The sequence below is a fragment of the Clostridium swellfunianum genome (assembly GCF_023656515.1).
Taxonomy (GTDB): Bacteria; Bacillota; Clostridia; order Clostridiales; family Clostridiaceae; genus Clostridium_AT; species Clostridium_AT swellfunianum.
Genome location: NZ_JAMOFV010000006.1, coordinates 4,485,272 through 4,499,972 on the forward strand (window position 1 = coordinate 4,485,272; position 14,701 = coordinate 4,499,972).

General features: G+C 33.2%; 10 protein-coding genes. 1 reads left to right on the forward strand and 9 read right to left on the reverse strand.

Annotated features, from left to right (window positions below; all coding sequences use genetic code 11):
* Positions 1–33: 33 nt before the first annotated feature.
* Positions 34–1,890, reverse strand: coding sequence for an LTA synthase family protein (locus NBE98_RS21205; protein WP_250816996.1), 1,857 nt, complete (start codon positions 1,888–1,890; stop codon positions 34–36).
* Between the two features lie 171 nt (positions 1,891–2,061).
* Between NBE98_RS21205 and NBE98_RS21210 the strand changes: the two genes are divergently transcribed.
* Positions 2,062–2,976 (forward strand): decaprenyl-phosphate phosphoribosyltransferase, encoded by a 915-nt coding sequence (locus NBE98_RS21210; protein ID WP_250816997.1) that lies wholly within the window; start codon positions 2,062–2,064, stop codon positions 2,974–2,976.
* 55 nt (positions 2,977–3,031) lie between these two features.
* Here the strand turns inward: NBE98_RS21210 and NBE98_RS21215 are convergent, their stop codons facing one another.
* The 8 genes from NBE98_RS21215 to NBE98_RS21250 form a co-directional block, all read right to left on the reverse strand.
* Entirely contained in the window at positions 3,032–3,670 is a 639-nt protein-coding gene (locus NBE98_RS21215; protein ID WP_250816998.1) for a carbohydrate-binding family 9-like protein, read from the reverse strand.
* Between the two features lie 21 nt (positions 3,671–3,691).
* Positions 3,692–5,575 (reverse strand): beta-N-acetylhexosaminidase, encoded by a 1,884-nt coding sequence (locus NBE98_RS21220; protein ID WP_250817000.1) that lies wholly within the window; start codon positions 5,573–5,575, stop codon positions 3,692–3,694.
* 25 nt (positions 5,576–5,600) lie between these two features.
* Complete coding sequence (nagA, locus tag NBE98_RS21225) at positions 5,601–6,788, reverse strand: N-acetylglucosamine-6-phosphate deacetylase (protein ID WP_250817001.1); 1,188 nt, start codon at positions 6,786–6,788, stop codon at positions 5,601–5,603.
* 20 nt (positions 6,789–6,808) lie between these two features.
* On the reverse strand, positions 6,809–7,579 hold the full coding sequence (locus tag NBE98_RS21230) for a glucosamine-6-phosphate deaminase (protein ID WP_250817003.1): 771 nt from the start codon (positions 7,577–7,579) through the stop codon (positions 6,809–6,811).
* Between the two features lie 11 nt (positions 7,580–7,590).
* Positions 7,591–8,361 carry a sugar phosphate isomerase/epimerase family protein gene (locus tag NBE98_RS21235; RefSeq protein WP_250817005.1) on the reverse strand — a complete coding sequence of 257 codons (771 nt, stop codon included), beginning with the start codon at positions 8,359–8,361 and terminating at the stop codon, positions 7,591–7,593.
* A gap of 3 nt (positions 8,362–8,364) precedes the next feature.
* Entirely contained in the window at positions 8,365–9,318 is a 954-nt protein-coding gene (locus NBE98_RS21240; protein WP_250817007.1) for a Gfo/Idh/MocA family protein, read from the reverse strand.
* A 93-nt stretch (positions 9,319–9,411) separates the two neighbouring features.
* Positions 9,412–12,882: a CBM96 family carbohydrate-binding protein gene (locus NBE98_RS21245; protein WP_250817009.1), complete on the reverse strand. Its 3,471-nt coding sequence runs from the start codon at positions 12,880–12,882 to the stop codon at positions 9,412–9,414.
* Positions 12,883–12,895: 13 nt separating this feature from the next.
* Positions 12,896–14,695 (reverse strand): family 20 glycosylhydrolase, encoded by a 1,800-nt coding sequence (locus NBE98_RS21250; protein WP_250817011.1) that lies wholly within the window; start codon positions 14,693–14,695, stop codon positions 12,896–12,898.
* Positions 14,696–14,701 lie beyond the last annotated feature (6 nt).

A 14,701-nucleotide genomic window follows, 5' to 3' on the forward strand; every position in this document is an offset into this window, starting at 1 on the left:
TTTATATGATTGCGCTGTAATTTTATAAAAGATTTATTTATGATCTTTAAAATAGTTGCTTCTTAGCATCTTATCGGAAATTTCAAGAGCTTCTATAGCCTTTTGCTTTTCTTCTTCACTTTTAGCTCCACCAACAAACACACCATTGCTTAATATTGTATGATTTCTGTTGGTCTTAAGAAGATTTCTTCCCATAGCTGTATTTGTGTACTCTTGTTCATCAATTCCCATTAGATACAAGGCTGTAGGCATAATATCTACATGTCCACCAATTGTACCTACCTGTTTTCCTTCCATTCCCTTTGAATATATTATCATAGGCACTCTCATGCTATCTTCTGCCCACCACTGCTCCTTAGGCTCAATAGTTTTAAGCTTATCCTTATAGTATTTATGAACTCCTGTATGATCACCGTAAATAACTACGACAGTATTATCAAGTATTCCTTCTTTATCTAAACCTTCCAGAAATTTTCCTATATGCTTATCTGTATAGCGTATGCTTTGGAAGTAATCTCCCAATACAGTACCTCCAATATTATCTGATAGTTTTAATTCTTTTTTATCCTCAGGCATTACAAAAGGCATATGGCTTGTGAGTGTTACAAAGAAAGAGTAAAAAGGCTGCGGCTGCTTGACTAATTTATCCTTCATTTGTCTTAAGAACGATTCATCACTTAATCCATAACCTATAGTTTCGTCCACAGTAAATCCAACTGTATCAACAGTCTTATCAAAGTCCATTGACTGGAGTGCTGGCATCCAATTCCAGTAGCCGCCTCCATCTGGATGAAAGGCTGATGTGTAATACCCTTGTTTTTTCATTAATACAGGCATAGAATTATACTTATTGTCTGGGAATCTAAAGAAGGTTGAACCGCTTCTTACTGGATGCGTTGAAGTATTCACCATAAGGTCAGCATCTGAGCTGTTTCCTCCTGACACCTGCTCGTATATATTAGGAAAATATAAGCTGTTCTTTATTATACTATTTAAGCTTGGAGTTATTTCTTGTCCTTCAATCTTTTGATTTATTAAAAAGGCTTCTAGCGATTCTACCTGAACAAAAATTAGATTCTTCCCTTTAAATATTGCTTTGTACTCATTATCAGGAAGATTTTCCTTATTGCTATCGTACCAAGCCTTTATTTGATTCTTATCTTCGTCGTTTAAAGCAAGCCTCTTAGAGTTTTCAAAATAACTGGCAGCATCATGTATATGGTAGCCAATTGGTGACATAACTGATATGTTAAGCATTGGTGAGAAGTAATTGTAAAAATATCTTCTGTTAGCTCCATCCTCAATTACGTCATATCTGTAATAGTGGTAAAATGGAATTCCTGCTCCCAATATTAAAAGAACAGCAAAGCCAAGAACCTTTCTTCTAGCATTTTTATAGAACATTCTCTTCCTTATAACCAGAAGTACTAAAATATCAATAAAAAATAGTATGTCCACAGGCCTAAACATAGATGCTATACTTTCTCCCATACTGTTTAGATTTCCTGTCTGAGATAAATTGTAAACTGACATGAAACCTTGAAAGCCTCTGTAGTATATCAAATCTGAAAATAACATAATAGAAATTAAAAAGTTTATTAAAATAAGAACGAAGACCTGAACTTTTCCTTTAAATATGTAGGCAAGAGATACTAGCATAACAATAAAGGATATATGCAAAAAGTAGTTTTTACCATAGTAGGATAAAGTATTCAGCGCTATATTAGCTCCACTTGGTGATGCTGCTATACTTATAAACATTAGCGATTTTATAAACAACAGCAATATGGTTATAACCAACAACAGGTTGTCCATTATAAAATTGCGAGTACTTCTTTGGTTTTCTGTTTTATATTCTACCTTCGTAATTTTCGTTAACATACCATCCATAGAATAACCTTCCTTTTAATCATTTACTCTAAAGTATTATAACATTACAGGAATTTACAAACAATAGGTAAAATAAGTGAGATTCTTGTCATAAAAAATAACCATATAATCTCACTTAAACATGTTTAATAAATATGGTATAATAAATAAAAAAATGAAAGGTTTTGCGCTATGGATAATTTTCAATTAGAACAAAAATATGATGTAAAAAATGCTTCATATTTGAAAAACATTATAAAGCTTATTAGAGTCAAGCATTACATAAAAAATATATTAGTCTTTATTCCGTTAATATTTTCACTAAATTTTGCAAAGACTAACTTATTTGTTAATGAGATACTAGCTTTTATCTCATTTTCTTTTGCTGCGTCCTTTGTATATGTTATAAACGATATAGTTGATAAGGATAAGGATAAACTTCACCCAGTTAAAAGGTTTAGACCTATAGCCTCAGGTACAGTGACAAACCTTCAGGCTATCGTCATTGCTATAGTACTAATTTCTCTTTCTCTGTGGCTGGGATTTATGTTAAATGTAAAGTCTCTAATAATAGTTATAATATATTTATTATCAAATATCCTTTACTCCTTTTGGCTTAAAAACGTACCTATCATAGATGTTTCAATAATTGCTTTAGGCTTTCTTTTAAGAGTTCTTATGGGCGGCGCTGCTATTAGCGTTCCAATATCGAAATGGCTGCTGCTGACCATAATGACGTTATCTTTTTACTTAGGCTTTGCAAAGAGAAGAAATGAAATGTCTAAAGTAAGCAGTACAAATGAGACTAGGAAGGTTTTAAAAGAATATAATACAAACTTTTTAGATAAAGCAATGAATTCAATGATGACTTTGTCTGTGGCTTTCTATGCCCTTTGGTCCATAGATGCACAAGTAGTTAAAGCCTTTGATTCTGATAAGCTCATAGCTACTGTTCCTTTTGTGCTAATCGGAATGTTCAGGTATTCTCTAATTATTGAGGGGGATTCCTATGGTGATCCTACAGATGTGCTTTTATCTGACAGACTGCTGCAATTAGTTATACTTGGATATGTAGTGTTTGTGTTTTTACTGATTTATATAATATAGTTTTAATTTGTAGGTTTTAAAAAATAGCTGAAGAAAAAATTCTTCAGCTATTTTATTATACTAGTATAATATCTCCAAAATATTCAGGTTTATGAAAATCAGGATATGAAGTTTTAATTTGATTCCAGCTTCCAAAATGGGGATACCTAGTTTCATCCCCACACTTATAGAAATTCCCTTTTAATGTATGCCTATTTTTATAGTCTAGTTTTCCATAATAAATTTCAATAAAACTAAATGGTACGGTATATTCAACGCTCCAATTTTCTCCCTTATAATTTGAAATATTATCTTCGGTTACTGTTGTCTTTATTTTAAAAATATCTGGGTTTACCTGCAGAAGCCTTCTATTTTCCCTACCAGAACCAATTGCAATTCTGTAGTTGCCAATAGCATTAGTCTCAAAATTAATATATCTGGAGTCTGAATTTGGATTAGGATTAAAAAAAAATTCAACACAGGTGTCCTTACATACAGTTTCATTTGGATTCTTATATATAGCCTTTAAATTTGAATCCTCTGAAACAAATTTAATGTGAATATCCGTTTCAGTATAGAATATTTGTACTGACGTTTTAGGCTTATATCCATTCTCATCCCAAGGATAATTATCAATACTTACTGCTGGAACACTTCTCCATATACATTCATCACTACAATTATTTTTGTAAATTCTTATTACTTCGTATCTCATAACATATAAATCCTCTTAATACTAGCCTAGTGGGCTTGCGGTAGCAATTCTACTATATACATTGCATCTTCCTATCCCATTAGCATGCTCTCCATGATAATTTAACCTTTCTTCTTCCAGTTCTTCGATAACGGAGATATTTTCATTAAGAAGATCCATTATTCTATCAGTTGTGGAGCTTATTCTAGCAATCAACCCTCCGTAACGAATATCGATGACTTCCCATCCAAAAGGCTTATTTATTCTCATCCATAGCTTTCTATGTGCTACTCTTAAGTCATTTGTCTTTAAATACAGGGTTGGCAACTCTTCTTCTGAAATCTCCTTTAAAGTTTTTATATCTTTTCTATCGTAAGCCTTTTTTAATCTCAGTCCTAGTTCTGATTTTATACTTAGAACTTCTGATAATTTTTGAGTAAAATAAAACAAATCCTTAAAATTTGTGCTATTCAAAGCATAGTGACTCATCTTTTTAGCCAGTAGGTAATAGTGGTCTTTTAAACTTAGTCCTTCTATTTCCTTATCGAATAAGCCTATCAATATATCTTGCCACAGTAAAAACTTTGATGGATTTGACACCTCTAAATCAGTATTGCCTTTACCTATTCCTGGTATATTATCTAAATCGCTTAAGTCTATGAAAGAATCATAATTTTCTCCGGCACAAAATTCGAACCTCTTCTTTAGCTTTTCCAAGTCTAATTCTTTTGAATACCCATGCTCTGCATATAGCTGCAATCCCAGTAATGCAGCAAAAAAGTTAGTTTCCGCTCCATTGTCTCCCCACATGGTTGTAAAAACTTCTTTTATTCCTTGCTTTTTGCATGCAATTAAAGCTGAATTAGTTGTTATAAAGGTCTTATTATAATTAACCATTACTCCAGACCAAGTCCAGACTCCACCTGCAAAAATCATCTCATTTTCAAAACTCTTATGCCTTTTTATAAATTCTGTATAAGTATCTTCATCATTATGATAGTAATCCCAATAAACAAGTTGTACATCTTTATTGCAATTCTTCTTTACATCCTCAGGTATAACTGCATCCTTATCATAATAATTTCCGGTTTTTGATGCAAGTCTAAAATACATATCGCTCCAAATCATAGGATTTAATCCATACTTTTTTGTGATAGTAATGACTTTCTCTAGATGCTCATTCATGATGTCAAATCTTCTTCGATATCCGTTTATATCCAGGTATTTTCCTAATCCTAAATTATGTGCCTCATCCATTCCTATGTGAATTCTCTTGCTTCTAAAGGGAGTGGAAGCGGATTTAATCATCTCTTCTATAAACTCATAGGTTTTTTCAGAGCCAACAAGCAATATATCTGAAGTATCTCTAATTTCTGAAGCATAACTCCATTTTAATGCCTCTGTTAAATGAGCTAGAGTCTGTATGCACGGAATTATTTCTATTCCAAAAATATAAGCATAGTCATCACATTCTTTTAACTCCTCAGCTGTATATCTTCCTCTCATATATCCGAAATAAGGTTTGTTTTTAATTTCATAAGTATCTTCAGTATACAACATAATAGTATTAAGACCCATCAAAGCCATTTTTCTTATAGTGTACTTTATACTTGAAACCTTTAATACAGCATTTCTAGATACATCAATCATAGCTCCATTTAAGTTAAATTGTGGTTCTTCAATAATATAGAAGTTTTCCTTTTCCAAAGCATGTTCTATAAATAGTCCCAGTGCACGATAAAAGTGTATTCTTTCACTATATTTTATACTTCCTTTTTTGTTTTCTAATGACACTTCTATAGTACCTTGGGATTTTTCTATATTTACCTGAATTCCATTCTCACTTAAGTAGATTCCTAAATCATCACTTATTATTTTTATTCCTTCTAATAGTTCTTCTATATCTCCTGTCAGATTTAATTCCATAAACCTCCACCTGCCAATATAATTTTTATATACTTCTGCTAAATACAATCTTTCCACCAATTATGGTAGCGTCAATATTTATATTGTCATCAAAGATTACTATATCAGCATTCAATCCTTTAACTATTCTTCCTCTCTCGTTCTCCACTCCAATTATTTTTGCAGGAGTAGAAGTCATCATTTTAACAACATCAATAAGCGATACCTGAGCTTCATTTACCATTGTTCTTATGAGTCTATCCGCAGTAGCCACGCTTCCTGCAAAAGCAGTCCTATCCATAAGCTTAGCTATCCCATCTTCTACAATTACCTTCTGACCATTATTAATACTGCCTAGAATACTCTCTCCCTCCGGCATTCCAGCAGCTCTCATAGCATCAGTTACTAGAGCAATTTTATCTGCTCCTTTTATTTTATATATTAGCTTTAGTAGTGATTTAGGCAAGTGTATACCATCCGCAATTGCTTCCACAGTCATTTCATCTATTAGATAAGCAGCCTCAATAACTCCAGCATATCTAAATGCATTAATTCTTCTTACTGAAGACATTGCAGAGTAAAGGTGAGTAACATGAGAAAAGCCATTTTCAAAAGCTTTTTCAACTTCTTCATCTACAGCATCTGTGTGAGCTATAGATGGAAGTATGCCTCTCTGCTTTAGATATCTTCCAAACTCGAGAGCTCCTTCAAGTTCAGGTGCTGCACTCCATCTTATTATATCGCCTGTTAAGTTTAATATTTCCTCATACTCTCTTTTATCAGGATTCTTTATATACTTAGGATCTTGTGCTCCCTTTTGAGACATTGCAAAATAAGGGCCCTCAAGGTGCAAACCTAAAAGCTCAGAACCTTTTTTATTTTTCAGCTTAGCCTCTTTAAAGATTAAAAATGTATTTCTCAGTTCTTCAAATGTACTTGTAAGAGTTGTAGGTACCATGGAAGTTGTTCCATACTCTGCATGCTTTTCTGCAGCACCAAGATAAGCTTCTAGGGTGCCATCCATAAAATCATGTCCTCCCCCTCCATGTACATGAATATCTATAAAGCCTGGAGCTATATACTTTCCTCCAGCATCTATCAACTTATAATCCTCTGTTTTTATATTTTTATCAGAAACTTCAATAATTTTTTTACCTTCTATTAGTATGCAGCCATCTTCTATAACTCTATATGGAGTAATTATTTTACCATTAAAAATCTTTACTTTATCCATTTCAGAAGCTCCTTTATATATTAAATTAATAAGCTCGCACTATCAGTATCGGCATATAAAACGGCTTTATCATGTCTTCTCAATATTGACGCTGGACACGCCTCGGTTATATCTCCATTTATAGTGTTATATACTGCTTCAGCTTTTGTCTTAGCAGGAACTATGCAGAATATATGCTTTCCTGAAAACAATGCAGGTATAGTAAGTGTTAGAGCATGAGTTGGTACAGCTTCCATTGAAGTAAAACATCCATCGTTAACCTGCTGCTTTCTGCATTTTTCATCAAGTTCAACTGCCTTAACAATTTCTTTGTCATTAAATAACGCTACGTGGGGATCATTAAAGGCTATGTGCCCATTCTCACCTATACCCATGAATACAATATCTATATCATTACAAGAAATAAGTTTTGAGTATCTTTTACATTCCATTTGTACATCTTCATCATTTCCATTGATATAATTTATGCTTTTAAATTTTACCTTATCAAAAATTTTAGCTTTTAGAAAATTCCCGAAACTTTGTGGTGCTGAAGGCTCCAGGCCAATATACTCATCCATGTGGAAGGCATTTATGCAGTTCCAATCTATGCCCTTCATATCTATTAATGCTTCGAGGAAATCATTTTGAGAAGGTGCTGCCGCAAAAACTATATTTATCTCATTTTTTCTATTAAGTAGTCTTTTAATTAAATCAGCTGCCTCAATAGCTGCTGAAGCTCCCATAGAGATCCTATTATCAAAAACTTTTACCTTTAACTTATCCCTTTGAAATTCTTTTATAATACTCATACTAATTACTCCTATTCTTTGAGTTTTTCTATCCATTTTACTGAATCTAATATTAGCCTTGATGGATTAGCACAAAAATATTCAAATGACATATAGCACTCGTTCTTCATCGCCTCTCGAATAATATAGGTAAAATCAACATCCCCTTTATCTAGTGCTGTTGGGATCTTATTCTTCCAAATATAATTCTTTAAATGGTAATGAATAATATTATCCTTAAGTTTCCAGTATTCTTTCATCATATCCTTTGAATCTATATGAAAATTAAAACCATCGAATATCACTTTTAAATTAGAACTGTTAACTTTCTCTAAAACATATAGTATACTTTCTGATGTATCCGAAGGCTGCTCATTATGTGTTTCTATTGCAAAGCAAATATCGCTATCTTTAACTTTACTAGTTATATATTTTAGAGCTTCTATACAACGTTCCCATTCCCAACTATTTATGCTCCTTGATGGCTTTCTGCCTAAAAATGTTCTTATAATCTTGCAGTCTAGAGCTTTCGCATATTCAACAATAATTTCAGCTTCTACTATACTTTCTTTTATTTTATTTTCCTCTGAAAAATCAAAATAGGGTGCTATTGCTGAACAAAAAATTCGTTGCTTATCTAGGTATCTTTTTAACTCACTAGTAGTACAGCGATTTCTCTTTATAAACTCATCGATATGACCATTCCAAATTTCTATTGCATTTATATTTAGCTGCTTTGCTAAAGCAATTACCTCTTCAAGGGTTCTTTCCTTTGCAAAGGTCGTACATATACTTAGTTCCATAGTCTATCCTCTACTAGATCCATAAAAAGTCTCAATTAACTTAATGATATTTAATCCATATTCTCCTGATATTTCTGGCTTAGTTCCATGCTTTATAGCATTTAAAAAATCTAGAAGCTGGTTTTCAAATACTTTTTCCTTCTCTTCAAGTATTACTTCCTCAAAGCCCTTTCCTTTATCTACCCATAGGCCTTTTCCTGTACAGAGTTTTATGACTCCATTTGTGCAGCAAAATTCTGTTATATTTTTACTATCTCCTTTATAACCATGTTGGCTGAGTACTGCAGTAACTCCATTCTCAAGCTCTATAAATGCCTGCGCATTACCCTCAACATTATAAATCTCATTAAAGAAACCTATCTTACCTTCTACATTTTTAACATTACTATCTGTAATCCAAATGATTTTATCTAAAGAATGAGCACCATAATTCATAAATATTCCTCCTCCAGACATGGTGGGATTAAGAAACCATTTAGGCCTATCTTCTGAAAAGTAATCATTGTTTCTTACATCTACTATCATGATTAGTTCACCAAGTTCCTTTGAAGCTATAATTTCCTTAGCCTTTATATTCTCAGGAAAATATCTCTGTACATGCGCTACCATAAGCTTGACTCCGTTAGTGTTAGCAGCTTCAATCATTTCTTCACATTCTTTAGATGATATAGCCATAGGCTTTTCTATAAGTACATTAAGTCCCTTATTGCAGCAATCTACAGTTGCAGATTTATGCAGATTATGAGGAAGTGTTATAATCACAGCCTGCAAGTCCTCATTATCTATCATTTGCTTATAATCAGAATAAGCTTTTATCCCAAAGCTATCTGTAAATGCAGCTGCCCTTTCATATACTATGTCTGCTATACACGTCACCCTGGCCCAATCAATATTCTCACATGCTTGCACATGAGACCTGCTTATTATTCCTGCTCCAATAATACCTATATTAATCATTCTTTACTCCTCATTGTTTAAAATAGAGTATAGTCAGTCCTGAACTTAGAACTGACTATATACTATTTAGCAAGCAATTAATCTTTTAATATTCTAATTATTATTTTCCTTCTGTTTACTATCATCGCTACCCTTACTTTTATCATTACCAGCAGCATTATTATTTCTATGCACATTTACAATGTACTGCTTTTTAGTCATACCATCTTGTGCAGTAACTAAAATTTTTATAATGTTATCACCCTTTTTGAGCTTTATTTCCTGACTAGGTGCATCAACAATGGCAGAGTTATGTGAAGCAAGTGAACTAACATTAATCTTATTAACATTATTTTCTACTATTACTCTATAATTTTGAATTTCATCACTAAAATCCATATTGAATTTTCCATTGTTAATAGAAATACTTTTTAGATTAGCATTAGTTGAATGCAAATAAGCTGTGTGTGGAGTATCATAAGCCTGAGCCCAATAATAACCTTCAGCTAAAACTCTGCGTGGAACAAACCCAACTTGCCAACCTTCTATATTACCTTTTTTAGTAATCGTTTCGTTAACTATATTTGGCGTTCCATCATCTGAAACATCGAAATGTCTATATGCACCATCAGCGTTTGTAAAATTACCATATATAGATGCAGCTATACCTTTTTTCGTACTTAAATCCGAAACTTTTAGAATTACTTGAGCCTTCCCTCCTGTGTATGGTTTTAGTTCCATACTGCTTATAATCATTGGCTTAAGATTTGTATTCCCAGTAGTTGCACTAACCTCTTCTGAAACCTCTCCGGTGTTTCCATAGGAATCTACAGCAGCTACTTTATAGTAGTACTTTGTATTTGGAAGGAGCCCTAAGTCTCGATAACTTAGTCCTCTTGAAGTACCTGCTAAATTTGACGAGTTCGGTGTAAAGTTGCTAGTGGTACTTCTGTATATTTTGTAATATTCTACTTCATAGTTGTCATAAGCTCTGCCATAGCTTAAATCTATTGTTTGATAATCTATAGCTGTTGCCTTAAGAGTTGAACTTATTTTTGTTGGAAATTCCAAATCTTCAGGCAAACTTAACTTTACTCCATCTGTCTTCCAAGTTGAAGGCAAATAACGAATTGAATCGTAATGATGCATTGCTATTCCTCCAAAGGAAACATCATCTCTGAAAGCCTCATAGACTAATTTTAATTGTTCCTCCATATATGTTCTTCCTTCTTCACGGAAAGTAATTGTTTCTGGGTCCCCACTACTTGATATGTCTAAAGTTTCTACTCCTATTACAACTGAATTTGTTTTTCCTATTTTATTAGCATAGTTAATCTCATTTTCAGCTTGTGGTATTATACCTGCACCAGATACACCTCTAGATCCAGCGGAATCTCTATAGTCCATAATAGATATATAATCTGTTATATCCTGCACATGCTCAGATAGTGGCTTTGTAATACCCTTCCACGGAACCGATATGCAGCTTGCAGAGGTATCAAACCATTTTGCTATGGCCGGACCGAAAGGAAGATTAATCCCTGCAGCATCTCGTCTCTGTATCATTTTTTCAAGCATATCGAGATATTGTATTTGGAGTGATGGCGATGACGGCGTAAAATCTGGAAGCGTATATGGCTCCACATCGACATTTACTCCATCAAATCTTTCATTTTCTCTTGAGCTTATATTATAATTAATTATTTTTTCTATGGATCTAACTGCATTTTGGTGATATCTTTCATAGGCTCCCATTTGAGCAATACCTGTATCTGATTCAATTAATGCATAAATCTTATAGCCATTTCCATGTGCCCAAGCTACAAAATCACGAACTATTTCTGGATTGTCAATTACTGCATTTTCGCCTTTATAGGTTTCAAGTCCGAAATATAGTGTTGTTATTGGATTCGAATTAAAGGTGCTTGTATCCTTTCCCAGTACATCTAACAACTTTCTTGAACCTTCATTGTAAAGCATATTATAGGATGCAGATTCCCATATCCACATTGCACGATCTTGCTTTTCCAGCTTGATTTCTTCATTGCTTCCAGTTCCTACTTTGGAATATACTGTAGTTATCTTACTAATTCGTCCATTAGAATCAGTTGCCTTGGCTTCTATACTACAAGTTTTGTTGCCAATTCCTTCAGTATTCCAATTATAAATATAATCCTTACCATTTAGAATTGCATTCTTCCATTCTCCTCCATTTATTCTCACTTGAACTGAGGTTAATGGATTTTTAGCTGCAACTGAAATTTTTATAGGAACCTCCCCTTCTACCTTAATTCCGTCAGCAGGGTTCTTTATAGTGACAACTGGTATATTTGCTTTAGCATTATCCACGTTAATATAAACAAGTGGTGCTGCTAACCCATAACGAGTAACAGAATCATTTCCTCTAACAAACAATTCTATTTTTCCATCATATCTTGTAGTATCTAAATCATAATACCAATTACCTGATTCACCTGAAGTTGGCTGCATTCTAGCATCATAGATATCTTGTCCATTTATATTCAGCTTAACCCCATAGGTATTGTAATAAGAGCCTGATATTCTCACTTTTCCTACTCCAACATTATCACCCGTTGAATGAGAATTTATAGTTATTCCGTTTCCAATAATGTTTAAGGTATATTCCTTTGTTGTTTTATCTTGCGCTGTTACTAATATTTTAACAATATTATCTCCAGGCTTAATGTTGACAGGCTCAGAGGGTGCGCCACTAGCTACAATATTTCCATTTACTTGAATAGCGGCTTTAGTATCCTCCGAAGCAGGAATAATTGCTAACTTTGTACCTGTTAATCCTAAAACTGAAACCATAGCACTGTAGTTAGTCTGTTCTTTATTAAATGCAGGCGAAAGACTGATGCTATTAGCCCCTTCTTTAATTGATAATGCTGCTAAGTTGGCATTATTAGAATTTTGCACTTCCTTTGGCAGTATAGTTAAATATGGTTTATTGCTCGCATCTTCTCTACTTGCTATTTTAACAAGTATTTGCTTCATTTCTAATCCGATAAACCTCAAAGAAAAAGTCTTATCCTGAAGTAAAGTATTTATTTCACTTGTTACATCGATGCTATACCAACCAGCAGAAGATATTTTTACTGTGCCTAAATCTCCAGATGAATGTTTTCTATTGTTCCAAGTAATAGTACTTTCTTTCCAATCCTTTGAAACTTTTTCTACCTTAAGAACAACCTCAGAAGCAGGCGCTTCTTTAACATAGAAATTCAGCTTTGCTGAAGCTGCTTCCACTCCTGTATAGCTTGAAAAATCAACTTTCATATAGGTCATCCTGTCTCCTGCTCCATTTGCATTAGGAGTATCAATTACCTGAAGCGTCTGTTCGCTTCCAAAATTTTTTGATTGATAATCCGTTATATCGCCAGTATTTAGAAAGTTCTGATGAACAAAAGTATCTTCAGTAACTGCATACATGTTTTCCTGTATGTTGCTATTAGTATTTTCCTGTTCAGCATAAGCAGTTGAATTTGGTAAAACAATAGTAGAAACTATCACAGCTGCTGCCGCAAGCAAGCTTATAGCTCGTTGATTTATTTTTCCTCTCATATTTTATTCCCCTTTACCCATTTAAAATATGTTCATATATTAACTCATCTAATCCAAACCGTGAATTCATAAATTCTTCCACATCTTCTTCAACATAATTTTTGCTTAGTAATTCCTTGATTATTGGCTTAATGTATTCCCTCATGTTTACTACTTCTCTAATTCTTTTTTCAACTAACTTCTTTTCTTCTTCAGTTACATCTGATAAAGACTTATATATTTCTCTATTTATTGCCAAGCTCTTTATTCTATAAGCACTTACCAAAGACATTGTCTTATAAACTTCTGCAAGATAATTATTTGTCTTGCAAGCTTCTGACACCTTGCTAAAAAACTTAAAAGAAAGCTGATTGTTGTTGCTTAAGGCTCCAGCCTGAGGCTCTACTCCAAAATACTCTCTAATGAATCTATCATAAAATTCATCTTTTTCTGATTTAGTATTCCAATACTTTTCAGCTGAAAACACTACTGGATACCATGCAGTATCAAAGAATGGATGAGGTGGAGCAATAGTTCCTGTATAATTTGACCATAGTGTTGTAACAACTCCGTCTAACTCGAATTCCTCTGAAAGCTTACTCCAAGCCTGTATATTGCCAAGACGTTCATCCATGTATGGCATATCTAAATATAACGGATTTATGCCTTCGCTGCATTTTGCGGCAGATGCACCAATAACTTTAAATCCTGATTTTTTATATTTGCTTATAAGTTTACAGCCTAATTCATAGTTATGTTCAAAGTACAACCAACACATAAGCACAATGTCTTTATCCAGCATTTGAAAATCTTCATCATCAAAACTTCTTAGCATATCATCCCATATAATCGGAACCTTGTTAGCATTTTTAACTAGTCCTGCCATTCTGTTTATGTGATCAATGTAGAGTCTTTTAGCTCCATCCTTGCCATACTTCTCTTGGCAAGAACTACAGCTTAATAGATTCCAAGCTTCATCACAGCCTATATGAATAAAATTGCTTTCCTTATGTTTACTTATAATATCCGTACATAAATTTTCAATCATTTTGTATGCTTGTTCATTTGTTACGCATAATTCATCTATGCTGTTAAAGTGCTTAAACCCGACCCCATTAAATGAAAATGGCAATTCAGTGTAAATATCCTCTTTAACTTCTTTTAAGTTGTTATACTTTTCTAACTTTAGTATATATTCTAAATGCCCAAGAGTTTGCTGAAGTGGTATTACCTCCAAGTATCTATTCTTTGCATAAGCTAAAAGCGTATTAAGCTGCTCTTCAGTCAAAGCATGCTTAGCTATAATGTCTTTATAATCACTGTATGGAAATCTGTTTTCATATTCAATAACCAATGTGTTAAACTTATACTTTGCTATCTCATCTACAATTTCAAGCAATCTTTTAAACTTAGGCATACCATATCTCAATTCAAGATGAAAACCTCTCAAAGTATTATCTGGCCAGTCTATAATCTCAATCTCATTGTCACACATCTGCTCACTTAACTGCATATAGGTCTGAAACCCATAGAATAATCCTTGCTCTGAAGGTGATGAAATAAATATTTTTTCAGAGCTTACAGAAAGATAATATGCTTCCTTCTTACTTTTATAAATTTCTTCTAAATCTTTATCTTTCTTATATTCACCTGTTCCAATTTCTATAAAGTAGCAACCACCTTCATTTAAATATCTAACTTCAGCATCAATCTTGCTGGTTATATAACTCACTAGGCTTTGTCCAGCATTTGTACATATTAGATTCTCATTGTATATTTTAGTTTTTAGTTTTTTACCCAAATTTATTTCTTTAGGCTGCGGTATTATATTCATTTCTAC

What these genes read in the sequence shown, in the direction of transcription:
- NBE98_RS21205 (WP_250816996.1), bottom strand. Translation starts at nt 1,890, where the DNA reads ATGGATGGTATGTTAACGAAAATTACGAAGGTAGAATATAAAACAGAA.
- NBE98_RS21210 (WP_250816997.1), top strand. Translation starts at nt 2,062, where the DNA reads ATGGATAATTTTCAATTAGAACAAAAATATGATGTAAAAAATGCTTCA.
- NBE98_RS21215 (WP_250816998.1), bottom strand. Translation starts at nt 3,670, where the DNA reads ATGAGATACGAAGTAATAAGAATTTACAAAAATAATTGTAGTGATGAA.
- NBE98_RS21220 (WP_250817000.1), bottom strand. Translation starts at nt 5,575, where the DNA reads ATGGAATTAAATCTGACAGGAGATATAGAAGAACTATTAGAAGGAATA.
- nagA (WP_250817001.1), bottom strand. Translation starts at nt 6,788, where the DNA reads ATGGATAAAGTAAAGATTTTTAATGGTAAAATAATTACTCCATATAGA.
- NBE98_RS21230 (WP_250817003.1), bottom strand. Translation starts at nt 7,579, where the DNA reads ATGAGTATTATAAAAGAATTTCAAAGGGATAAGTTAAAGGTAAAAGTT.
- NBE98_RS21235 (WP_250817005.1), bottom strand. Translation starts at nt 8,361, where the DNA reads ATGGAACTAAGTATATGTACGACCTTTGCAAAGGAAAGAACCCTTGAA.
- NBE98_RS21240 (WP_250817007.1), bottom strand. Translation starts at nt 9,318, where the DNA reads ATGATTAATATAGGTATTATTGGAGCAGGAATAATAAGCAGGTCTCAT.
- NBE98_RS21245 (WP_250817009.1), bottom strand. Translation starts at nt 12,882, where the DNA reads ATGAGAGGAAAAATAAATCAACGAGCTATAAGCTTGCTTGCGGCAGCA.
- NBE98_RS21250 (WP_250817011.1), bottom strand. Translation starts at nt 14,695, where the DNA reads ATGAATATAATACCGCAGCCTAAAGAAATAAATTTGGGTAAAAAACTA.